The following is a 22,870-nucleotide window of genomic DNA, read 5'->3' as shown; positions in this document are numbered from 1 at the left end:
CGCCCTCACCACCCCCAAAAGCACCGTCACCGCCGGCCCCGGGCCGGGCACCGGTGGTCTCTCGGCGCAGCGGCACGCTTCTGCCCGGCTGCCCGATGAGCCATCGCCGCGGCACCGGGCGGTCTCCCGGCCGCAGGCCCCGGGCGCCCCGCCGCCGCTCGCCCGCTCCGCCGCTCGCCCGCTCCGCCGGGCCTGTCTCCCGTGCGGCCCATCACCGAAATCAGGAGGACCCATGGCAGTCAACAGCAGGCTTTCCGGCATGAAGGACCTGTCGATCAGCGAGCGCCGCGCCCGCATCGCGCGAAGCGCCGCGGCCGACCCGGAGAGCCTGAAGGTACTCGACCCCGAGCACGGCCTCACCCTGGAGCAGGCCGACCACATGGTCGAGAACGCCATCGGTGTCCTCGGCGTCCCACTGGGCGTGGCCACCAATTTCACCGTCAACGGCCGCGACTATCTGATCCCCATGGCCACCGAGGAGCCCTCCGTGATCGCCGCGGCCGGCAACGCCGCCCGTATCGCCCGCGTCGCCGGCGGATTCACCACCTCGACCACCCAACCGCTCATGCGGGCGCAGATCCAGATCCTGGACGTCGCCGATCCGCACACCGCCCGGCTGCGGCTGCTCGAAGCACGCGACGAGCTGATCGCGCTGGCCGACGCACAGGACCCTCAGCTGCTGCGGTTCGGCGGCGGCGTCCGGGACGTGGACGTGCACCTGGTCGACGCGCCCGCGGACACCTATGTGGTGCTGCACCTGATCGTGGACGTACGCGACGCGATGGGCGCCAACGCCGTCAACACCATGGCCGAGGCGATCGCCGGGCGGGTGGGGGAGATCGCCCAGGGACGCACGCTGCTGCGGATCCTCAGCAACAAGGCCGACCTGCGGCTGTGCCGGGCCCGTGCCGTGTTCGACGCCGACGCGCTCGGCGGGCCGAAGGTGGTCGACGACATCGTGCACGCCGCCGCCCTGGCCGAGGCCGACCCGTACCGGGCCGCCACCCACAACAAGGGGATCATGAACGGCGTCGTCGCGGTCGTGCTGGCCACCGGCAACGACACCCGCGCCGTCGAGGCCGGTGCCCACTCGCACGCGATCGGCCGGTACGGCAGATACACGTCCCTGTCGCACTTCGAGAAGGACTTGGACGGCAATCTGGTCGGGGCTCTGGAACTGCCGATGGCGGTCGGCCTGGTCGGCGGGGCCACCAAGGTGCACCCGGTCGCACGGGCCGCCGTGGCCCTGCTCGGCGTCACCACGGCCCGCGAGCTGGGCGAAGTCATCACCGCCGTCGGGCTGGCCCAGAACCTCGCCGCGGTCCGCGCCCTGGCCACCGAGGGCATCCAGCGCGGCCACATGTCGCTGCACGCCCGCAACATCGCCGTCACCGCCGGCGCCACCCCCGAGGAACTGCCGCTCGTGGTCGCCCGGCTGATCACCGACCGGGCCGTACGCGCCGACCACGCCGAGGAAGTCCTCGCCGAGCTGCGCGGCAACGGCTGACGTCCCGCACCGCCGCCCGCACGTTCATGAGCCAAGGGAGACACTGAGACATGGCACTACACGTTGGTATCGACGTCGGTGGCACCTTCACCGACGCGGTCGCGGTCCTCGACGACCGCACGGTGCGCGGGAAGGCGTTCTCCACGAAGGACGTCACCACCGGCATCCTGGGTGCGCTGGCCGTGCTGCAAGAACGCGCCGGCCTGTCCGAGGAGGAGTTCTACCGGGCCGTCGACCGCTTCGTGCTCGGCAACACGATCGTCACCAACGCGGTCGACGAGCAGAAGTACGCCACCGTGGCCCTTGTGACGACGCAGGGGTTCCGCGACACCATGCGGATCGCCCGGTCGGCGCGTACCGACGAGCGCGACCCGCACAGGATGCTGCCACCGCCCGGCATCGTGGAGCGCGGCCGCGTCATCGAGGTCCCCGAACGCGTCGACGCGCACGGCGACGTCCTCGTGCCGCTGCGGACGGAAGCCGTCGCCGCGGCGGTGGACGCCGCGCTCGCCACGGGCGCGCAGGCCATCGCCGTGTGTCTGCTGTGGTCGTTCCGCAACCCCGCCCACGAGCAGGCCATCGGCCGGTACCTGCAAGAGCACCACCCGGACGTCCCCTTCACCCTCTCCAGCAGCCTGACACCGGTCTACCGCGAGTACGAGCGCATGGTCACCACGGCCCTCGACGCCGCGGTCAAACCACTCGTCGCCTCGCACTTCGACCACCTCGCCGAGGAGCTGCGCGCCCGGGGCCTGCGGGCCCGCGTGCAGATCATGCAGGTCCACGGCGGGTTCCTGTCGGTCGAGGAGACGAGCAAGGCGCCGATCTCCATGTTCAACTCCGGGCCGGTCGGCGGCGTCACCGGCGCCCGCCTGCTCGGGCGGCAACTGGGCAGGCGCCGGGTGCTGACCGCCGACATGGGGGGCACCAGCCTGGACGCCGCCGCCATCATGGACGACGAGTTCCGGCTGCTGCCGCGGGCCGAGATCGGCGGACTGCCGACGAGCCTGACCGTCGTCGACATCGAGACGATCGGCGCCGGCGGCGGCAGCGCCGCCTGGGTGGACGGCCGTGGCCTGCTCCGGGTCGGCCCGCACAGCACCGGCTCCACCCCCGGCCCCGCCTGCTACGGCAAGGGCGGGAGCCGCCCGGCCGTCACCGACGCCGCGCTCGTGCTCGGCCTGATCAACCCCGGCTACTACCTCGGCGGGACCGTCGAACTGTACGAGGACCTGGCCCGCGAGGCGCTGCGCGAACACGTCGCCGAACCCCTCGGACTGACCGAGGACGCCGCGGCCGAGGGCGTGTACCGCCTCGCCACCTCCCAGATGGCGAACGCACTGCGCAAGATCACCGTCAACCGCGGCCATGACCCGCGGGAGTTCACCCTCGTCGGCTTCGGCGGTGCCTGCGGGCTGTTCGCCGCGAGCATCGCCGCCGAGATCGGCGTGAGCGAACTCGTCATCCCCCGCAACGCCGCGGTGTTCTCCGCCTACGGGCTCATGCACGCCGATTCCGTCTTCTCCGCCGTGCGGACCAGCCCCTGGACGATGCAGCAGCCGGCCGCCGACCTGGACCGCGAGTTCCAGGCCCTGGAGCGGCGCGCGCGGGCCTGGTTCGAGACCGAGGGCATCCCCGAGGACCGGCGGGAGCTGTACCGGGAGGCCGACATGAAGTTCGTCGGCCAGATCTTCGAGGTCACCACGCGCCTTGAGGGCGGAACCTTCACCGAGGCGGACAAGGACGAACTGCGCGCGCGGTTCGTCGCCGACTACGAGAGCGAGTTCGGGGCCGGTACGGCCTGGACCGAGACCGACATCCTGCTGGTCAACTCCCGGGTGCGGGCGATCGGCCGCAGCGACGTCCAGCAGGTACGGCAGGTCGCGGACGCCGATGAGAGCCACGCACTGCTGCGCCGCGCCATCCTCGAACCGGCGACCGGGACACGGACCGAGGTGGAGGTGCACCGGGGCTTCGCCGCGTTGGCGCGGGCGAAGGGACCGTGCCTGCTGGAGGAGCCCGACACCACCGTGTACGTGCCCACCGGCGCCACGGTGGAACTGACCGACGCAGGTCACTTCCTCATCCGACTTGAGCCGACCCTCTGAACGCCCGTCCGCACGCCACGGCCGCATCCAGGAGACCCACATGACCGCACCAGCCACCGGCCGGTTTCCCGCCGGGTTCGACCCCGTCACCCTCGAAGTCATCCGTATGCGCCTGGACTCCATCGTGGAGGAGATGGGCATCGCGATGATCCGCTCGTCCGGCTCACCGGTGATCACCGAGGCCGGTGACTTCAACACCGCGTTGTTCGACCCGACGGGCCGCATCTACGCATACTCCGACTACGTCCAGTTCCACATCGGCTCCGGCAGCGTCGCCGTGCAGAATCTGGTCAGGGAGATCGAGGGCGAGCCGCTTGCGCCCGGCGACGCCTTCATCTGCAACGACCCGCACACCGCCGGCGCGAGCCACCCGCCGGACACCAATGTGATCTCGCCGATCTTCCACGGTGACGAACTGATCGGCTGGGCGCAGTCCCAGGCCCACCTCGTCGACGTCGGCGGCATGACGCCGGGCGGCTTCGCCCCCGGTGCCTACGACTGCTACAGCGAGGCCCTTCGGCTCCCACCGGGAGTGAAGATCTTCGAAAAGGGCGAGCCCGTCGCCTGGGTGCGACGCGTCCTGCTCAACAACGTCCGGGTGCCGACGCTGTTCTGGAACGACGTACGCAGCCTGGTCGCCAGCAACAACACCGGGATCCAGCGCCTCCTCGCCACGATCGAGGAATTCGGGCTCGACGACTTCCGCGCATACACCCGGCTCAGCTTCGAACTGGCCGAGCAGGTGGTCCGTGACCGTGTCGCGAAGATCCCCGACGGAACGTACGCGGCCGAGGAGTGGACCGAGCACAACGGCCACGAGGACGAGCTGTACCGGGTCGCCTGCACCATGACCAAGCGGGGCGAGCAGATCACGTTCGACTTCACCGGATCCAGCGAGCAGACCGACGGCTTCGTCAACTGCAGCTACGGGGCGCTCGTCGGGAGCGTCGCCACCGCGGTCGTGCCCATCCTCGCCTGGGACGTGCCGTTCAACGAGGGCGTGATGACCGCCTTCGAGGTCGTCGCCGAGCCGGGCTCCCTCGTCAACCCCACGCCCCCGGCCCCGATCAGCAACGGACACCTGACGACCGGCGCCCGCGTCAGCCGGCTGGTCACCAAGCTGATGAACGACGCCTGCCGGGGCAGCGCCGACGAGATTGTCCGCGGCCGCACCCAGGGCGTGTGGGCCGACTCGTGGACCGGCGGCATCTCGGCCGGCACCTCGGACGACGGCGAGTACTTCGTGCTGTTCAACATGGACGGCGGAGGAATGGGGGCCGGAGCCCAGCCGGACCACGACGGCCTGGACTGCGCCGGGATGATGACACAGGTCAACAACATGCTCCCGGACGTCGAGATGAACGAGATGCTGTATCCCGTCCTCTACCTGTGGAAGCGGCTCAACACCGCCAGCGCCGGGCACGGGGCCCACCGCGGCGGCCTGGGACTGGAGTTCGCCTGGACGCTGCACGGCGCGCCCGGTGTCCTGCAGACCGTGTTCGCCCCGAGCGCCCAGGTGGTCGCCGACGGATACGGCGGCGGGCTTCCCGGTGGCGGCAGCGGGCACGAGGTCCTGCGCCGGTCCAACGTCGCCGCCCTGCTCGCCGCGGGCACGGTGCCCACCGACGACACCCTCGCCTGCGACGAGCGGGACCTGCTGGCCGTCAACCAGTCCTCGGTGCGGGTGGCGGCCGGCGACGTCTTCGTGCAGTGGATCGCCGGGGGCGGCGGGTACGGAGACCCCCTGCTGCGTGATGCGGGGCTCGTCGCCGAGGACGTCCGGGACGGATACCTCACCGACCGCACGGCATCCGCCGTCTACGGGGTGGTGCTCGCCGACGGCGCCGTGGACGCCGCCGCGACGGCACGCGCCCGCGAGGCGATGCGCGCCGCCCGGATCGGCGGCGCGCCGGCCGCGGCGGTCGCCGCCGACGCCCCCGCCGGCGCGTCCGCGCCCCGCCGCGCCGCGGACGGCTGGTACTGCCCGGCCAGCGGCGCCCTCGTCAGCACCAAGGACGACTGGCGGCAGGACGCCGTCGTCACCACCCGCGTGGCCGCCGAACGACTCGGCGAGTACGGCGTGCGCGTACGCCCCCGTCAGGGCGGGCAGCGTGTCCTCCTCGACGAGTTCTACAGCCCGCGCTGCGGCACCCTGCTCGACGCACGCATCCGGGTCGAAGCCGCGACGGCCGGCTGATGTGCCCGCAGTACTCGAAGAAGGAGGTTGTCGCGTGACGGAGTTCAACGGCGCGTTCGATCTCGGTGCCGTCCTGCCGGGCGGCCCCGCACACGGGGCGCTGCGCGGCGTCGTGGTCCTCGACATCACACGGGTGGTCGCCGGGCCGTTCTGCTCGATGATGCTCGCGGACCTCGGAGCGACGGTCATCAAGATCGAGAACCCGAAGGACCCGGACTATGCGCGCGCGTTCCCCCCGCTGCTGACATCGCCCGAGGGCGAGGCGTTCAGCGGGTTCTTCGCCCAGTACAACCGGAACAAGCTCGGCATGACCCTGGACCTGTCCAGGACCGAGGGCAAGGACCTGCTGCGCACGCTCGCCGGGCGCGCGGACGTCCTGGTCGAGAACTTCCGCGGCGGGACCATGGACAGACTGGGCGTCGGCTACCGCGAGCTGCGCAAGGTCAATCCGCGGCTGGTCTACACCGCGATCTCCGGCTACGGCCAGACCGGCCCGTACCGGCGCAAGCCAGCCTACGACAACAGCGCGCAGGCCACCGGCGGTCTGTGGTCGATGAACGGCTTCCCCGACCGCCCGCCGGTCCGGGTCGGCACCATCATCGGCGACCTGTCGGCCACGCTCTACGCCGTGATCGGCACGCTGGCCGCGCTGCGGCATGCCGAACGCACCGGCGAGGGGCAGCTGGTGGACATCTCCCAGCAGGACTCGGTGTTCAGCCTGACCGAGAACGCGGTCGTCTCGCACACCGTCGAGGGCAAGGTACCGGCACCCCTCGGCAACGAGCATCCGTTCGTCAAACCCTATGAGCTCTACCCGTGCAAGGACGGCTTCGTCTTCTTCGGCGGCTACACCGACAAGTTCTGGCGGCTGACCTGCGAGATGTTCGGCGAACCCGAGCTGGCCGCCGACCCGGAGATCGACACGATGGCCAAGCGGTTCACACCGGAGGTCTACGAGCGCCGGGTACGGCCGCTGCTGCACAGGTGGTTCGCCGATCGTACGAAGCTCGAACTGGAAGAACGGGCCGGCGACCTCGTGCCGCTCAGCGCGATCAAGGACATCGGTGAGGTCATCGCCGATCCTCAGATCCAGGCCCGGGACATGGTCGTCGACGTCGAGTACCCCGGCTTCGGCCCGCTGCGCATGGTCGGCTCGCCGGTCAAACTCGATGTCACCCCGGCCCGGCCCCGGGGACTGGCGCCCCAGGTCGGCGAGCACACCGACCAGTTGCTGCGCGCCTTCGCGGACCTGTCCGAGGAACACATCCGAGCCCTGCACGAGACGGGGGTGGTCTGAGATGAGCGGCATCACCCTCGACCGTGACGGACCGGTCGCGCTCATCCGGTTCGACCGGCCGGAGAAGCTGAACTCGCTGACCCTGGCGATGTACGAGGAGCTGGGTGCGGCCTTCGACGAGGTCCGCGACGACGAGTCGGTCGGCGTCGCGGTCCTCACGGGCACGGGACACCGTGCCTTCTGCGTCGGCGCCGACCTCACCGAATCGATCCCGGCGCTCGCCGAGGGACGGTTCGACATCTCCCGGTGGGACAGGGCTCACCAGAAACACACCACCTTGTTCAAACCGGTCATCGCGGCGGTCAACGGGCTCTGTCTCGGGGGCGGGTTCGAGATCATGCTCTCCACGGACCTGCGGATCGCCGCCGACACGGCCGAGTTCGGGCTCCCCGAGAGCGGCGTCGGAGTCGTCCCGGCCGGCGGCACCCTGACGCGGCTGACCCGCCAGATCCCCTACGTCTGGGCGATGGAGCTGATGCTGCTCGGCGACCGGATCACCGCAGGCACCGCCCTGCGCTACGGCCTGCTCAACGCGGTGGTGTCCGCCGACCGGCTGCTGGAGGCGGCGATGGACCGGGCGCACCGGCTCGCCGCCCGCAGCGGCACCGCCCTGGAGACGATCAAGGAGTCGGTGCTGCGCCTCGCGGACCTCCCGCAGGACCAGGCATTCCACTCCGAGGCGCTGTACGGGCAGCGGGCGTTCACCGCCGCGGACGCCCACGAAGGACTGGCCGCGTTCGCCGAGCGCCGCCCGCCCGACTTCCCCTCCCGCCGGAACGTCAAGAAACCCCCCGCATGACGCGGCCACCCGGGAACGCCGCGCGCCGCTGCGAGGCGCCCGCGGCGTTCCCCGGTGGCCGCGCGCCTCGCCCTTCCCACCGCCTCACAGGGACGCCATGACATCCGAGAACACGCACACCCCTTCGTCCACCGGCGCATTGCCCCGCACATCCCCGCAGCAGGGCCTGCCCGAACGGGTCCGCCTCTACGAGGTCGGCCCCCGCGACGGCCTGCAGGCCGAAGCCGTCCGCGTCCCCACGGACGTCAAGACCGAGTTCGTCCGGCGGCTCGCCGACGCGGGACTGACCACCATCGAGGCCACCAGCTTCGTCTCGCCCCGGTGGATACCCCAACTCGACGACGCGCACGACGTACTCACCGCCCTGGGACCCGGCGAGGACCTCCGGCTGCCGGTGCTCGTGCCCAACGACCGGGGACTGGACCGGGCGCTGGCCGCAGGCGCCCGGGAGATCGCCGTCTTCGCCAGCGCGACCGAGTCCTTCGCGAGGAACAACCTGGCCCGGGACGTCGCGGGGGTGCTGACGATGTTCGAACCCGTCGTGCGCCGGGCCCGTTCCGCGGGCCTGCCGGTACGCGGCTATGTGTCGATGTGCTTCGGCGACCCCTGGGAAGGGGACGTGGAGCCCCGCAAGGCCACCGCGGTCGCCCGCGGGCTCCTCGACATGGGCTGCACGTCCCTGTCCCTGGGCGACACCATCGGCACCGCAACGCCCGGCCACGTCCTGGAACTCCTCGACACCGCACGGGGCGCGGGCATCCCGCTGGAGCGGACCGCCCTTCACTTCCACGACACCTACGGCCAGGCCCTCGCCAATGTGCACGCCGCGCTGACGGCGGGCATCACCGAGTTCGACAGCTCCGCCGGCGGCATCGGAGGCTGCCCCTACGCCCGCAGCGCCACCGGCAACCTCGCCACCGAGGACCTGGTGTGGATGCTGCGCGGACTCGGCATCCACACCGGGGTCGACCTGGACGCGCTGGTGGCCACCAGCCGGTGGATGGCCGGACACCTCGGCCGCCCGAGCCCGTCCCGTGTCGTCACCGCCCTCGCCTGACAGCCCGTACAGGGCGGGTCCAGGGCGAGCGGGTCAGGCGGGCGACCGGTCCGCCAGAATGCGTTCCAGGGACCGTCGCCCCATCCGGCTCATGGCCGGGTTGCTCTCGGCGTAGTACCAGACCAGCCCCATCGCCTGAAGGAAGGCCCACGCCGTGCCCCGCTCCCATTCGAGGTCGTCGCAGCCCAGCTGATCGCGGAGCACCCGCCGCGGCCCGGCCTCCAGCACATGCCACGCGCTCACGAGGTCCAACGAAGGGTCGGCGGGCCCGAAACCGCCGACGTCGAGAATCCCCGCGAGCCGGCCGGCGGACACGAGCATGTTGCCGGGAATCAGATCGCCGTGACACATGACGTCCTCGGCCGTACCCCGTGGCAGATCACGCAGCGCGGCCCAGACGCGGCGAAGCCGTGGAACGTCCAGGAGGCGTCCACTGTGCTCGAAACATGTCTCCATCCACGCGTCATGGGAGCGCAGCTCGCCTCCACGGCCCGGGCCGGTGAACGTGCGGCCACGTGTGTCGAGCGTGCGGAGGGCGCCGATGAGATCGGCCAGGTCGCGGGCGAACCCGGCCGATTCGCCCGGATCCTCGTCGGCGGCCACGCTCCCGGGCAGCCAGGTCTGCACCGACCACACCAGCGGGTAGCCCGCGCCGGGTTCGCCCAGCGCCACCGGCTCGGGCGTCGGGAAACGCGTCCGGCCCGCCAGTTCGCGCGCCGCTCGCGCCTCGGACTCCAGCCGGCGCCGCGTCGGCTCCAGGTCCGCGGACTCAAGGGGGAACCGTGCCGCCAGCCGATCGCCGATCCTGAAGACGGCGTTGGCCGTGCCCTGCGCGGTGATGCCCCTGACCGGCAGGCTCCGCCACTGAGGAAACTGCTGATCCACCAGCGTCCGCACGGTGTCGGCCGACACCGTCAGCTGGTTGGCATGCATCGTCACGGTGGAAGCATCCGCGTCACGATCTGACACGGCAACCGCTTTTCGACGCGTGCGGATCCTCAACGGTAGGCGCGCAGGAAGGCGTCGACCCCGTCGGTGATGATCGTCAGTGTCTCCGGCTCGTCCGTCTCGGCGTCGCGCCGGTCGTCCAGCGCGTCGAGGGCCAGGCCGATCGTCAGCGCGGTGAAGTGCCGCGCCGCCAGGACGGGGTCGGGGGCCCGGATCTCGCCGTCCGCGGCCAGCACGGCGAAGCGCTCCTCCAGCATCCGCTCGGGCCGGTCGCGCACGGCCTCGGCCAGCCGCGGAGCAGGCCGCTGCGCGGTCAGCCGCCGGAAGGTGATGTAGTCGGATGACGGAAAGGTCTGGGTGACCACCCGCTGCCCGAACGCCGTCAAGGCGGCGCGCAGGTCACGGCCCGGTGTCAGCTCCTCGTCGATCGCCGCGCGAACGGAACGCACCAACGCGTCGTTGACGCGCTCGACCACGCGCAGGAAGACCTCCGCCTTCTCCCCGAAGTGGTCGTAGACGGTCCGCTTCGAGACCTGGGCCCGGGCCGCGATGGCGTCGACGCTCGCCCGCTCGTAGCCCTCGGCGAGAAACAGCGCCTCGGCCGCGTCCAGGATCGTGGCTCTCTTGCCCTCGGACCGCCGCCGGCGCCCGGGGGTCTGAACTGCGGCAACACCCCTTGACATGGGCTCAGCATAGCGGCGGACCCCAAAACCACACTGACTGGTGTAGTTTTTGGGACAGGCCCGACAGGCCCGACAGGCCCTTCGGCCTTCGACAGAACTACGGCGGCCCGCAGCAGGGAGGCAGCGACATGGGAGGTCCGGGAGCCCGGCGGATCCGCATCGGCGTCGCGTCGTGTGAGTTTCCTGTGAGACACCGGCCGTACGGGCCGGGTCGGCGCCGGTCTTCGCACGTCAGGGCCTTGCCGTTCCCATGCGGCGCTCATGTTCGTGCACAGGCGGCCCACGTCCGCGGTCGAAGGTGAAGCGGTGCTCGCGGCAGTCGCGCGCACGGTTCCGCCATCGGTTCTGGAGAGTTCGATGATCGAAGTTCGTGGCCTGACCAAGCGCTACGGTGACGTCCTCGCCGTGGACGATCTGACCTTCGCGGTCCGTCCCGGTGAGGTGACCGGCTTCCTGGGGCCCAACGGCGCCGGCAAGTCGACGACGCTGCGCATGATCCTGGGCCTGGACGCCGCCGACTCGGGCACCGCGACGGTGGGCGGGCGGCCGTATGCCGAGCAGCCCGCACCCTTGAGGGCGGTCGGGGCGCTGCTGGACCCCGGCGCGGTGCTGCCCAGCCGTACCGCGTACCACCATCTGCTGGCGCTCGCGGCCGGCAACGGGATCCCACGCGGCCGGGTGAACGAGGCGCTGGCCGAGGTGGGCCTGGAGAAGGTGGGCCGACGCAGGGCGGGAACGTTCTCCCTCGGTATGCGCCAGCGGCTCGGCATCGCCGCCGCGCTGCTGGGCGATCCACCGGTGCTGGTCTTCGACGAACCCCTCAACGGGCTGGATCCGGAGGGCATCGTATGGATCCGCACGCTCATGCGGAAGACGGCCGCCGAGGGACGCGCCGTGCTGATGTCCAGCCATCTGATGAGCGAGATGGAGCTGACCGCCGACCATCTCATCGTCGTCGGCCGCGGCAGGCTGATCGCCGACACGACGATGAAGGACTTCATCGAGGCGCACTCCGAGCGGGAGGTTCTGGTGCGCACCCCGCAGGCCGAGGCGTTGCGCCGGATGCTGGCAACGGCCGTGGACGTGCGCACGGAGGGCGGCGACACCCTGGTGGTGACCGGTCTGGAAGCCGCCGAGATCGGGGCCCTGGCGGCGGCCGGCGGTGTCGAACTGCACGAGCTGTCGCCGCGCCAGGTCTCGCTGGAGCAGGCGTTCATGGAGCTCACCCGCGATGCGGTGGAGTACCAGGCCGAGAAGGAGACGAGCCGATGAGCCGCATCCCCACACCGCTTCGACCGAAGACAGCGAACAAGCCGAAGGCGTCGAAGGCGTCGAAGATGAGGCGTCCCGGCCGCCGCCTGCCGGCCTCGTCGAGCGGTGCGCGGGAGGCCAGGGCGACCTTCGTGCACTGCCTGCACGCCGAATGGATCAAGATCCGTACGATGCGGTCGACGCTGTACGTGGTCCTCGGCACCCTGGCGTTCTGCATGGGTCTCGCCGCGTTGAACGGCTCGTCCGCGGGCACCGACTACGCGAGCATGACACCTGCCGACCGGGCCACGTTCGACCCCCTGGCCACCAGTCTGCGCGGCTATCTGCTCGCGCAGATCGCCCTCGGACTGCTGGGCGGCCTGGTCATCTCCTGCGAGTACGGCGCGCGCACCATCGTCAGCACGCTGACGTCCGTCCCGCACCGGGTCCGGGTGCTGGCGTCCAAGGCCGTGGTCCTGGTGGCGGTGGTGCTGCCGGTCGGCACCGTGGTGTCGCTGGCCGGGTTTCTGGTCGGGCAGGGCGCGCTGGCCGGGGCGGGCGCCCCGCACCTCTCGCTCGGCGACGGCATGGCCCTGCGCGGCGTCTTCGGCGGTGGCCTGTATCTGGCGCTCGCCGGGCTCTTCGGACTGGCCCTGGGCACCGTGATCCGCAGTACGACGGCCACGGTGACGACGCTGTTCGGGGTGATGCTGATCGTCCAGGCGTTCGCACCGGCCCTGCCCGGCGCGGTCGGTGACTGGGTGACGACGTACTGGCCGCCGATCGCCGGCGGACAGATCATCACCGGCTACCACGATCCCGCGCTGCTGGGTCCCTGGGCGGGTCTGGGCGTGATGGCGGGCTGTGTGGCCGCTGTGATGGCGACGGCGTTCGTCGTCTTCCACAGGCGCGACGCGTAACGGTCACGGACACCGGGAAGCGGACGATCGACGGTCGGGGGCAGAGGGCATGACGACGGCACAACGACTGCTGCTGGTGGAGGACGAACCCACCCTGCGCGAGCTGCTGTCGGCGAGTCTGCGGCTGGCCGGATTCGAGGTGGTCCCGGCCGAGACCGGCGCCCAGGCGCTGGACGCGGTCCGGGACCGGCGCCCCGACCTGATCGTCCTGGACGTGATGCTGCCCGACACCGACGGCTTCGAGGTCGCCCGCCGGGTGCGCGAACGGCGTGCCGGCCGGGGACCCGGGCACCCGCCGATCCTGTTCCTCACCGCACGCGACGCGACCGAGGACCGCATCAGCGGACTGCGGGCCGGCGGGGACGACTACGTCACCAAGCCGTTCAACCTCGAAGAACTCATCCTGCGCATCCAGGCGGTGCTGCGCCGCACCAGCGGGCCCCGGCAGGACGGCCGCCTGGTCGTGGGGGAGCTGGAGCTGGACCCCGACAGCCACCAGGTGACCCGGAGCGGAGCGCCGGTGCACCTGTCCCCGACCGAATTCAGCCTGCTGCGCGCGCTGATGGAGAACGCCGGCCACGTCCTGACGAGGGCCCAGCTCCTCGAACGTGTCTGGCACTACGACTTCGGCGGCGACGACTCCATCGTCGCCTCCTACATCAGCTATCTGCGCCGCAAGATCGACACCGGTGAGCCCAAGCTGATCCACACGGTGCGCGGCACCGGCTATGTACTGCGCAGGCCCCGCCCGTGACCACACCCACCCGCGGCCCGCTCAGCGGGCTGTCGCTGCGCGGGCGTCTGCTGGCCATGTGCCTCACACTGCTCGTCGCCGCGCTGCTCGCCAGCAACGCCCTGCTCGTCACGCTGCTCCAGCGTCAGCTGGTACACCAGCTGGACAACCGGCTGGCCACCGCCGCCACGGTGGCGGCGCGCCTGCCCGACCTGTCGAAGGCGCCGGCCGGCACGGCGCCTTCGCAGGTGCGCGACGCCGTGGACCGGGAGCTGACCGGCGACGCCTACGTCGCCTACCTTGACGCCGACGGCCGCGTCCGGCAGACCCTGCGCCCGGCCACCGGCAGCGCCCCGCGGCTGCCGGTCCTCACCGCGTCGGCCGTCGCCGCCCACGGCGGCCGTCCGTTCCGGGCCACGGCCGGGGACGGCGGCGGTGACTGGCGTGCGATCGCCGCACCCCTCGCCGCCACCGGCCACGCACCGGGCGGCAGCGTCGTCGTGGCCGGCTCCCTCGACCAGGTCGGCTCGACGATCCGGCACCTCGGCACCGCGATGCTGATGGTCGACGTCGTGGTGCTCGCCCTGCTCGGGGGCATCGGCTGGTTCGCCGTGCGCGCCGGGCTGCGTCCCCTGCGCCGTATCGAGACGACCGCCGCGGCCATCGCGGGCGGCGACCTGTCCAGCCGTGTCCCGCAACCGGCGTCCACCCGTACCGAACTGGGCCGCCTGTCCACCGCGCTCAACGGCATGCTGGACCGGATCGAAGCAGGCGACGCCGCGCGCGCCGCCACCACCGAGCGCATGCGCACGTTCCTCGCGGACGCCAGCCACGAACTGCGCACCCCGCTGTTCGGCATCAAAGGCTTCACCGAGCTGTACCGCATGGGCGGCATGTCCGAGCGCACCGACGTCGACACCGCGATGCACCGCATCGACCAGGAGGCGGCCCGCCTCGTCCGCCTGGTCGAGGACCTGCTGCTGCTCGCACGCCTCGACGAGGACGCCGCCGACGGCGGTGCACATCTGCCCGTGCGCCTGACCCCCATGGACCTGCGCACCCTGGCCGCCGACGCCCTGCACGACCTGCGCGCCCTCGACCCCCGGCGCCCCGTGACCCTGACCGGCCCCGGCGGCGGCCCGCCCGGCGGTGCCCCCGTACTCGGCGACGAGGCACGCCTGCGCCAGGTGACCTCCAACCTGGTCGGCAACGCCATCGCCCACACCCCGCCCGGCACACCGGTACGCATCGGCGTCGGCACGCGGGACGGGCAGGCGGTCCTGGAACTGAGCGACCTGGGGCCCGGCATGACACCCGATCAGGCGGCCCAGGCGTTCGACCGCTTCTACCGGGCGGACACCGCCCGCGGCCGGACGCACGGAGGAGGGGCAGGACTCGGCCTCGCCATCGTCCATTCCCTGGTGACTGCCCACCACGGTCATGTGGAGGTCCGCACCACCCCCGGGCAGGGCGCCACGTTCCGCATCCTGCTCCCTGTGCACCCCGACCGCCCCGGCACCCGGGACTGACCACATGTCCCGGACCCACTCCCGGGCCGGCCCACCGGGGCACGCGGTGGGCCGTGTCCGGGTCACGCCGGCGAACCGACCTCCGTGCCCAGTCCGCAGTCCTGCGTGACGGCGTCGAGCTGTGCGGACACGTGGTCGGCGACGTCCTCGGCCGACAGGGGAAGCGGTGCCGTGGCGAAGACATCGCCCAGTGCGGTCACCGCATCGGTCGCGGTGCGTTGCCAGACGGACGTCCAGGACCTCAGGGTCTGCCGCAACTTTGGCCGCCGCTCGCTGGCGTAGCGGGCCAGGGCCGTGCTCCAGTCCCGGCTGCGGCGGCTGTCCTGCCCGAACTCCTTGAGCAGGGCGGCGAGCAGGGCATCACCGTTCTGCTGGGCCAGCAAGGCCATGCTGCCGTTGAGGATCGTGTCGAGGGCGGGCTTGACGGCGAGGTTCAAAGCGGTGAACGCCTCGCCCCAGTCCCGGACGGTGAGGAGCTGTTCCAGCGCTCGTCGCAGTGGCTGCCAGGCGGGGTCACTCTCCCATGTGTCCCGGGCGGTCGCGGTGGCGGCCAGCTCGTTGCCGTGGGCCAGTGACAGGGACTTCGTCCAGTAGGCGAGCCACTGGATGCGGCGCATCTCGTCGCCTGCCTGGAAGGCGGCGCAGTTGACGAGGAAGGCGGAGGGCGCCATCTGCGACACATACATGCTGGTCATCTGGAGCACATGCAGCGGGAACCGCATGGGCACCGCGAGATGCCGCAGGGTGCGGACCCACTCCGGGTCGAGGCTGTCCACCGAGGCCGCGGATTCGTGGTCGTCGACGAGCGCGTCGACGTAGGTCTCACGGCCGTGCTGCTGGAGGACGTACTTCCGGTAGGTCAGGCGGTGCGGGTCATGGAAGGATTCCCAGTCCTCGACCTGGAAGGGCGACCCTTCGCGGTACTTCAGGTACCACTGGTTCACCGGTGCGGCGGGAGAGATCTCGAACGGGGCGGGATCGCGCCGGAAGCTGTGCAGGAATCGGGCGTTCACCACCTCGTACTCACTCGGTTTCCTCTTGACGTCACCGAGCGTGCTCCAGGCTTTCGGCTTCGGGCGCTTACGGATGTGCACTGCCGGTCTCCTGCCTCTCCAGATACCAGGTCAGTTCGTCGTCGGTGGTCCTCATCCGGCCGGCGAACGCGGTCAGGACGGATTCGATCTGCGACAGCGGAAAGGCGGCGCCCAGTTCGTCTTCGAGACTGGCCCGGGTGAGCCGGCATTCCCATGCGGCCTGGATCCTTATGTAGCCGCCCCTGTCGATCACTTGGACGTTCTTGTCGTGGTTGTCCGTTTCGATGGCGGCGATGATGGCATCGGTGAGTTCGGAATCCGTACCCCGGATGATCGGCCCGACCATCTTGGCCGCGGGTTGCGGCTCTTCGTCCAGCACTTCGACCCCTTGGTTCGTCTGCTCGTCCACGGTCGCGCCGGCGGCCGCGGCCACGGCGTCAGTGACTCGTCGTTCCCGTCCCGGCCGGGACGGCGATGTCCAGCAGGTCCCCGTTCAGACGGACGGGGTATTCACGGAGTCGGCAGTTCTGGGGATTGACCCCCCGGCCGTCTCGCACATCGAATTCCCACAGGTGGCTGGGGCAGGTGAGGACGTTGCTCTCCGTGTCCCAGTCGCCGTCGGCCAGCAGGGATCCCTGATGCGGACACCTGGCCTGGAACGCCTTGACGGCACCGCCGATCAGACGCAGCAGCAGTACTGCCCGGCCGTCGATCTCCACGTCCAGGAGGTCGCCCTCCAGCAACTCCTCGTCGGCCAGCACCGTCACCCAGCGGACGTCATCGCTCATACGTAGGCCACCCGCAGGACGTCCATCGGGGCTATGCCCGCTGCCCGGACCGTGCCGAGCTGGTCCAGCAGGTTCTCGTTGTGCCAGACGCCGATGGGCCGGTCCCGGGGGGCGACCGTGGCCCCGACCGCCTGCTGGGCCACGGCCTGGGCCACGGCCGCCAGGGAGTCGGCGTCGTCGACCGGGATCAGCCGGACCATCACGTCACCGTCGAATGCCGCACGGACGAACATCACTGCCACGGTCTCTCCGCTCTGCTCGTGCGTCCAGGGGAACGCAAGGGATGGCAAGGAACTTCAGGGGCTTGCGGCAGAGCGCTCAGGCGCGCAGCGGGACAGCCGCGGGCGCCGGCGTCCGGTCGGGCTCGGCCCAGGCGTAGCCGGTGGCGTCCTTTCCGCTCTCGGCAGGGCTGATGCCCATGTAGGCCAGTACACCCTCCAGGGTCGCGGGCTGGATCTGGCCGGCGGCGAACCGGTCGGAGAGCGAGAGGTGCCCGGCGTAGCGCTCCGGGTCCTGCTCGAAGATCCACTTGCAGGGTGCGGAGCAGAAACTGTAGGTGCGGCCGTCGCGCTCGACCGTCAGCGGAGCCGGCGACTCCAGGTGTCCGGCAAGGTGGCCGAGCGGGGTGAGGACCGCCAGGTCGCAGAGGTTGCACATCACCGGCAGCGTCTGCGACACCGTGCGTTCGAGGGCGCCTTCCCGGACGTTCCGCGTGATCATGTCCCACGGCTTGCCGAAGGTCTCGTTCCAGCCGGGGTACTTCTGCTCAAGCCAGTCTCGTTCGGCGGTGGACATGCCCGCGTCCGGGTCCCACCACAGGGTGGGCCGCAGGTACCACAGGCCCAGGTGGTAGGCGTGGTGGATCCACTCCAGCTCCGGCAGGAAGTGATCGTCCCAGTACCAGGGTTTCTCCAGTCCGACCTCGCGGATCTGGTCAAGGAACTGCTTGACGATCCACTCGTTCATGAACTCCTTGAACGAGCGCGCACGGTGTTCCAGCGGCGAGTAGTAGTCCGTCGAGACGCCGGTGAGCAGCGAGAACAGCCGCCACCCCCGCCAGAACGAGATGTCGACAAGGCGCTGGGCCACGTCCTTGCGGCCGTTGGCCGTCAGCACCGCGATGGTCGCCCCGCCCTGCTGGGCGTGACGCGCCTCGTCGGTCTGGACCGAGGCGACCAGCGACGCGAAGTCGATGTCTCCCACGCTGAGCGCGTCAGCGGCCAGACTCATGAAGTGCAGGTTGGTGAAGCCGGTCTCCAAGGAGAACGGCAGCTGCACCCCGATCGAGACGGCATCGGCGGCGACGGCCAGGTCCTCGATCTCGGAACGATTCGCGATCGCTCCCCAGTTGTTGGTGTGCTGCTCCCTGTTCGCCCAGTCGATCCGGGGTTCCTTGGCCAACAGCTGGTACGAGAAGTAGAGGTGGATCTGCGCATGGCGGATCTCGTCCAGGACGCCGTACACCGCCTGGTTGCGCCACGCCGCCGCGCGCCCGAACCGGGCCATCCGCAGCTCGCCGAACCCCGCCATGTACTCCGTGAACGGCGCGGCGCTGAAGTGGATCAGCGCGGCCGACTTCCAGCCGGGATCGAGCTGTTCGTAGGTCGTCGTACGGCTGACCACGGAGTTCACCGCGTAGACGGACGCCTCCTTGGCCGTCTGGTTGTGCACGTACTCGCGATAACTGATCTTGTAGGGCTCGTCCCAGGACCACCAGTTCTCGGCGGGGATGCCGAACTTGGCGCACATCGTGTCGGGGAACGCCTCTGCTTCCTCGACGTACGACAGCGTCCAGTTCATGTCCCGCGTCAGGTCGTACCAGTCCGATCGGGCAAGACGAGGCATGTTCTCTCCTCCCATGGCTCGGTGAGCCCAACACCCGGTGTTGGCGAAATGCGCTGTGACAACGCAGTAGACCGTCCGGGGCGAACGGTGCACAGCCGCTCAAGAGGGCGTGGCGGGGGCGAACTCGGCGACTTAGTGCACTTGCGAAAGCGTGGTCCGGCCGCCACGGCGCCCCCGTCCGGCCGGCGCGACCGCACGCGTGGCGCGCTACGGCGTCAGGGGGCGAGCGCGGCCGCCTCGGCGAGGAACTGCCGGACGGCGGGATGACCCCGGTGCGGCCGCAGCTGTCCGATCATGCTCTGGAGCCGGCGGGTCGCGCGGGCCGAGTGCAGCGCGGGGTAGGCGGCGAGGAAGGTCCGCCACTGGGACAGCGCCTCGTCGAGGTGGCCGATGCGCAGATGGGTTTCGGCGAGGTACGCGCGGGTGAGCGCGGTGGCGCGGGGTTCGGCGGCGGTGCGCAGCCGCAGCGAGAGCGTCAGCGCCGCGCGGGCCCCGGCGAGGTCTCCCAGCGCGGCCAGGGTCTGGGCCCGCTGATAGTGCAGCGCGCCCGCGGGGTAGCCGGTGAAGGGGCCGGGCGCGGTGTCGGCGCGCGCGTGGCAGCGCTCGGCCTGAGCGAGCGACGCCAGCGCGGCACGGCGGTCGCCATGGGCCTGCACCACCGCCAGATGGGACAGGGCGTAGGCGAGCACGGCGGGCGGGGCATGCCTGGCGTGCGCGACGGCCTGTTCCGCGAGATGCAGTACCGCCGGGCTGTGATGCCCCAGGTCATGGGCCTGGGTGGCCATGACCCGCAACGCGATGGCGAAGGTGACGGCGTCTTCGGCGTCCGTGGCGAGCCGGGCGGCGGATCGGTGGTAGTGCTGGCCGGCGCCGTGGTGTCCGCTGTCGGCCGACGCGATGCCCAGCAGCAAGGTCAGCCGGGCGATGGCGGACAGCAGTTGGCGGTGCACGGCCTCCTGGGCCGAGACGCGCAGCAGGGGAGCGACGCGGTCGGCGAGGTAGGCGGCCAGCGCGGCCCGTATCGACTCGCCTCCGTGCCGCTCGGCCGCGCCGTGGAACAGCGCCGCCATGGCGCTGATCTCGTCGATGTGGCCCCGCTCGACGCGCGTTGGGGCGGCCGCGGCGGCCGGCGGCTCTTCCGCCGGGTGATCGAAGATCGCCAGGCTGGTGCGAGAGAGCGCGGCGAGACTGAAGCCGCCCGCTCCCAGCACGACCCGCCGGGACGGGTCGAACTCGGCCTGGGTCAGCTGGATGAGCGTCCGTAAAGGGGCCTGCTCCGGCGAGTCGATCACGGTCGCCGGAGTGCGTGTGAGCCCGGCGTCCTGCGCGGTGACGGGCTTGTTCAGCTTGCGCGAGAGGCATTCCAGCAACAGCGCGGGAGCGGGCGGCCTGGGCTGTGCGCCGGCCAGCCAGCGCCGCACCGCGGTCTGGTCGCAGGCCAGTGGCGCACCGCGCTCGGCGGCCACCGAGCGCAGCATGCGGGCGAGTTGGGACGGGCTCAGCCCGGCTTCCTCCATCAGCGCCTTGAGACGCGTATTGGGAGTCCTGGGCATATCCTCACCCCGTCAGGCGACTGGACGTCACGGACCTTTCCGATGGACCGCCCGTAGGGTGCAGACCGATTCACGTGCATGCCCGGGCGCGTTCACTGCACCATGCGGGGACCACGGGCAACAGGGTTGCTGAACTGCGGAACCGCTCACACCGTGCAAGCTTGCGCGCTTGTGAGCGGTCCGGGTGGAACGCACTGGGATCAGCGGGCGACGGCCCTGCCCTGAAGGATCTCGCCGATGGACTCCGCGCGCCACCGGCCCAGGAACGCGTGGAAGGCGACGGCGCCATGGGACAGGCGGTCGGGCCGTTCGGGCGGCCGCGTCCTTCGCGGTTGTAGTAGCCCGGGGTGCACTCCGCGTGGAACCACTCGTGGTCGGGGGCGCCCTCGGCCAACAGGGCGATCCAGGCGTCCTCGGCCTCGCGGGACGGTTCGATCAGGGCGCCCTTGGCCTCGGCCGCCGCGACCAGGGCCGCGGCGTGGACGGTGTCTCAGGTCGGTGGGGTCGGGGTCGCCGGCCGTGGGCGGGGCCAGGGGAGGCCGTGGATGCGTTCGATGCCCGAGTTGAAGCGACGGAGGAAGCCGGCGAAGGCCGCGATGTCCGCCTCCGGCCAGTCGGCCATGACGCGGTCCAGGCCGGCGATGATGCGCGCGCGTTCCCGTTCGAGTTGCCGCGCGCCCTCCTGGGTGATGCGGAACTTGCGGGCCATTCCCCCTTCGGGATCGGGGATGCGCTCGACGAGACCGGCGCGCATGGCGGCCGCCGTCTGCCGGTTCAGGGTGGACGCGTCGAGGCCGAACGCCTCGCCGAGCTGCCCGATCGACATGGGGCCTTCCATGCGGACACGGCTGAGGAGGATATAGGCACTGCGGTCCAGGACGCTGCCGGGGCCTCGCTCCCTGCCCTTGTTCAGATGCAGATAGCGGCTCAGCAGCATCTGCTCGAACTCGACCAGTCCCGTGGCTGTGTCCGCCCCGTCTGCCCCGTCCGCCCTGTTCACATGCCCGCTCCCTTGCTCTGCGGCCCCTCGGGTTCACCTCGCGGTCCATCATATGCATCATGCATGAGGTATGGTCGGCGCACTTGATGTGCATCATGCACAGAGCGCTCGCCGCTTCCGATTGACGTTTCACAGAGGAGCCCCATGATGGACGGCCCCCAGCCGACCACCCGTTCAGGCGCTGTCGTCGCCACACTCGCGCTGGCCGGCACCATCGCCGCGATCATGCAGACGCTGGTGACCCCGCTGATCGCGGAGATGCCGCAGATCCTGCACACCAGCCCGTCCAACGCGGCATGGGTGGTCACCGTCACCCTGCTCGTCGCGGGCGTGTGTGTGCCGGTCTCCGGGCGCCTCGGCGACCTGATCGGCAAGCGGCGCATGCTGCTGATCTGCGCCGTGCCGCTGGTCGTCGGCTCGGTGGTGTGCGCGCTCGCCTCCTCGATCGTGCCGATGATCGTCGGACGCGGCCTGCAGGGCATGGGCATGGGCATGGTGCCGCTGGGCATCGCCCTGCTGCGCGATGTCGTACCTGCGGAGCGACTGAGCGGGTCTATCGCCCTGGTCAGTGCCTCCATGGGCATCGGCGGCGCCATCGGCCTGCCCCTGGCCGCGGCCGTCGCCCAGTACGCGAACTGGCGGGTGCTGTTCTGGGGCTCGGCCGGTCTCGCCCTGCTGATCGGCGCCCTGATCTTCTTCATCGTCCCGGATGTGCCGGCCGGCGCGAAGGGGCAGCGCTTCGACGTCCCCGGCGCCGTGGGCCTGGCCATCGGCCTGGTGTCGCTGTTGCTGGCGATCTCCAAGGGCGGCGACTGGGGCTGGGGTTCGGGCACCACGCTGGGCCTGTTCGCCCTCGCGGTCGCCGCGCTCGCCGTGTGGGGCTTCTACGAGCTGCGCACCCGCGACCCGTTGGTCGACCTGCGCACCACGGCCCGCCCCCGGGTGCTGCTGACCAACGTCTCCTCGATCCTCATCGGTGTCGGCATGTACGCCTTCATGCTGATCGCGCCGCAGCTGCTCCAGTTCCCCGAGGCCACCGGCTACGGCCTGGGCCAGTCGATGCTGGCGGCCGGCCTGTGGATGGCGCCCGGCGGCGTGATGATGATGATCGTCTCCCCGCTCGGCGGAAAGCTGATCAACGCACGCGGCCCCAAGTTCGCCCTGGTCTGCGGCGCGGTGGTGATCGCGGCCGGGTACGGGATCGCGCTGCCGCTGATGGGCACCGCCTGGGGCCTGATGGTCGTCGGCATCGTGATCAACAGCGGTGTCGCCCTCGCCTACGGCGCGATGCCCGCCCTGATCATGAGCGCCGTACCGCTGTCCGAGACGGCGGCGGCCAACGGCTTCAACGCCCTGATGCGTTCGCTCGGCACGACCATCGGCTCCGCGGTCATCGGTGTCGTCCTGGCGCAGATGACCATCACGATGGGCGGCCACACGCTCGCCTCCGAGGACGGCTTCCGCACGGGTCTGCTGATCGGCTGCGGCGTGGCACTGTTGTCGGCCGCCGTCGCCTGCCTCATCCCCGCCCTGCGCGGGGCCGCCGACGACTCCGCCGACGAGGAGGCACCGGCCGCTCAGGCGCCGGTCCGCGCCTAACGGCTGCCCTGTGCCGGGTGCG

General features: G+C 71.1%; 20 protein-coding genes and 1 pseudogene. 11 read left to right on the top strand and 10 right to left on the bottom strand.

Annotated features, from left to right (window positions below; all coding sequences use genetic code 11):
- Positions 1–232: 232 nt before the first annotated feature.
- The 6 genes from AC27LF_RS10520 (at position 233) to AC27LF_RS10495 (ending at position 8,965) form a co-directional block, all read left to right on the top strand.
- A complete protein-coding gene (locus AC27LF_RS10520) occupies positions 233–1,507 on the top strand; it encodes a hydroxymethylglutaryl-CoA reductase, degradative (RefSeq protein ID WP_479662718.1) in 1,275 nt (424 codons plus the stop codon).
- 50 nt (positions 1,508–1,557) lie between these two features.
- Positions 1,558–3,615: a hydantoinase/oxoprolinase family protein gene (locus AC27LF_RS10515; RefSeq protein ID WP_479662717.1), complete on the top strand. Its 2,058-nt coding sequence runs from the start codon at positions 1,558–1,560 to the stop codon at positions 3,613–3,615.
- 40 nt (positions 3,616–3,655) lie between these two features.
- On the top strand, positions 3,656–5,812 hold the full coding sequence (locus tag AC27LF_RS10510; protein WP_479662716.1) for a hydantoinase B/oxoprolinase family protein: 2,157 nt from the start codon (positions 3,656–3,658) through the stop codon (positions 5,810–5,812).
- 34 nt (positions 5,813–5,846) lie between these two features.
- Entirely contained in the window at positions 5,847–7,109 is a 1,263-nt protein-coding gene (locus tag AC27LF_RS10505; RefSeq protein ID WP_479662715.1) for a CaiB/BaiF CoA transferase family protein, read from the top strand.
- 1 nt (position 7,110) lies between these two features.
- Entirely contained in the window at positions 7,111–7,908 is a 798-nt protein-coding gene (locus tag AC27LF_RS10500; RefSeq protein ID WP_479662714.1) for an enoyl-CoA hydratase/isomerase family protein, read from the top strand.
- A gap of 97 nt (positions 7,909–8,005) precedes the next feature.
- Positions 8,006–8,965: a hydroxymethylglutaryl-CoA lyase gene (locus tag AC27LF_RS10495; protein WP_479662713.1), complete on the top strand. Its 960-nt coding sequence runs from the start codon at positions 8,006–8,008 to the stop codon at positions 8,963–8,965.
- Positions 8,966–8,998: 33 nt separating this feature from the next.
- Here the strand turns inward: AC27LF_RS10495 and AC27LF_RS10490 are convergent, their stop codons facing one another.
- Positions 8,999–9,904, bottom strand: a complete 906-nt coding sequence (locus AC27LF_RS10490; protein ID WP_479662712.1) for an aminoglycoside phosphotransferase family protein — start codon at positions 9,902–9,904, stop codon at positions 8,999–9,001.
- A 59-nt stretch (positions 9,905–9,963) separates the two neighbouring features.
- On the bottom strand, positions 9,964–10,596 hold the full coding sequence (locus tag AC27LF_RS10485; protein WP_479662711.1) for a TetR/AcrR family transcriptional regulator: 633 nt from the start codon (positions 10,594–10,596) through the stop codon (positions 9,964–9,966).
- Between the two features lie 357 nt (positions 10,597–10,953).
- Between AC27LF_RS10485 and AC27LF_RS10480 the strand changes: the two genes are divergently transcribed.
- Genes AC27LF_RS10480 through AC27LF_RS10465 form a run of 4 tightly spaced genes read left to right on the top strand, consistent with a single transcriptional unit; the run spans position 10,954 to position 15,029 of the window.
- Positions 10,954–11,868: an ABC transporter ATP-binding protein gene (locus tag AC27LF_RS10480; RefSeq protein WP_479662710.1), complete on the top strand. Its 915-nt coding sequence runs from the start codon at positions 10,954–10,956 to the stop codon at positions 11,866–11,868.
- On the top strand, positions 11,865–12,767 hold the full coding sequence (locus AC27LF_RS10475) for an ABC transporter permease (RefSeq protein WP_479662709.1): 903 nt from the start codon (positions 11,865–11,867) through the stop codon (positions 12,765–12,767). Before AC27LF_RS10480 ends, AC27LF_RS10475 begins: the two co-directional genes overlap by 4 nt.
- A 49-nt stretch (positions 12,768–12,816) precedes the next feature.
- Positions 12,817–13,521: a response regulator transcription factor gene (locus AC27LF_RS10470; protein WP_479662708.1), complete on the top strand. Its 705-nt coding sequence runs from the start codon at positions 12,817–12,819 to the stop codon at positions 13,519–13,521.
- 56 nt (positions 13,522–13,577) lie between these two features.
- Complete coding sequence (locus tag AC27LF_RS10465; protein ID WP_479662796.1) at positions 13,578–15,029, top strand: sensor histidine kinase; 1,452 nt, start codon at positions 13,578–13,580, stop codon at positions 15,027–15,029.
- A gap of 62 nt (positions 15,030–15,091) precedes the next feature.
- Here the strand turns inward: AC27LF_RS10465 and AC27LF_RS10460 are convergent, their stop codons facing one another.
- The 8 genes and pseudogenes from AC27LF_RS10460 to AC27LF_RS10425 all read right to left on the bottom strand — a co-directional run bounded on the left by AC27LF_RS10460 (position 15,092) and on the right by AC27LF_RS10425 (position 21,186).
- Positions 15,092–16,123 carry a ferritin family protein gene (locus AC27LF_RS10460; protein WP_479662707.1) on the bottom strand — a complete coding sequence of 344 codons (1,032 nt, stop codon included), beginning with the start codon at positions 16,121–16,123 and terminating at the stop codon, positions 15,092–15,094.
- Positions 16,110–16,496: an MmoB/DmpM family protein gene (locus AC27LF_RS10455; RefSeq protein ID WP_479662706.1), complete on the bottom strand. Its 387-nt coding sequence runs from the start codon at positions 16,494–16,496 to the stop codon at positions 16,110–16,112. Before AC27LF_RS10455 ends, AC27LF_RS10460 begins: the two co-directional genes overlap by 14 nt.
- A 4-nt stretch (positions 16,497–16,500) precedes the next feature.
- A complete protein-coding gene (locus tag AC27LF_RS10450) occupies positions 16,501–16,851 on the bottom strand; it encodes a Rieske 2Fe-2S domain-containing protein (protein ID WP_479662705.1) in 351 nt (116 codons plus the stop codon).
- Positions 16,848–17,084: a toluene-4-monooxygenase system B family protein gene (locus AC27LF_RS10445; RefSeq protein WP_479662795.1), complete on the bottom strand. Its 237-nt coding sequence runs from the start codon at positions 17,082–17,084 to the stop codon at positions 16,848–16,850. The genes AC27LF_RS10450 and AC27LF_RS10445 overlap by 4 nt, the downstream gene beginning before the upstream one ends.
- Positions 17,085–17,169: 85 nt before the next feature.
- Positions 17,170–18,696 carry a YHS domain-containing protein gene (locus AC27LF_RS10440; RefSeq protein WP_479662704.1) on the bottom strand — a complete coding sequence of 509 codons (1,527 nt, stop codon included), beginning with the start codon at positions 18,694–18,696 and terminating at the stop codon, positions 17,170–17,172.
- A 215-nt stretch (positions 18,697–18,911) separates the two neighbouring features.
- Positions 18,912–20,249, bottom strand: a complete 1,338-nt coding sequence (locus AC27LF_RS10435; RefSeq protein WP_479662703.1) for an NsdA family TPR-like regulatory protein — start codon at positions 20,247–20,249, stop codon at positions 18,912–18,914.
- Between the two features lie 200 nt (positions 20,250–20,449).
- Positions 20,450–20,733: pseudogene (locus tag AC27LF_RS10430) on the bottom strand (monooxygenase); the annotation flags it as partial.
- 6 nt (positions 20,734–20,739) lie between these two features.
- Positions 20,740–21,186 carry a MarR family winged helix-turn-helix transcriptional regulator gene (locus AC27LF_RS10425; protein WP_479662794.1) on the bottom strand — a complete coding sequence of 149 codons (447 nt, stop codon included), beginning with the start codon at positions 21,184–21,186 and terminating at the stop codon, positions 20,740–20,742.
- Between the two features lie 210 nt (positions 21,187–21,396).
- On the opposite strand from AC27LF_RS10425, the gene AC27LF_RS10420 reads away from it, so the two are divergent.
- Positions 21,397–22,848, top strand: coding sequence for an MFS transporter (locus AC27LF_RS10420; RefSeq protein ID WP_479662793.1), 1,452 nt, complete (start codon positions 21,397–21,399; stop codon positions 22,846–22,848).
- Positions 22,849–22,870: the final 22 nt, after the last annotated feature.

The sequence above is a fragment of the Streptomyces diversicolor genome, assembly GCF_057537855.1.
Note: the sequence above shows the minus strand (reverse complement) of the source record. Positions and strands in the feature narration are given on the sequence as shown.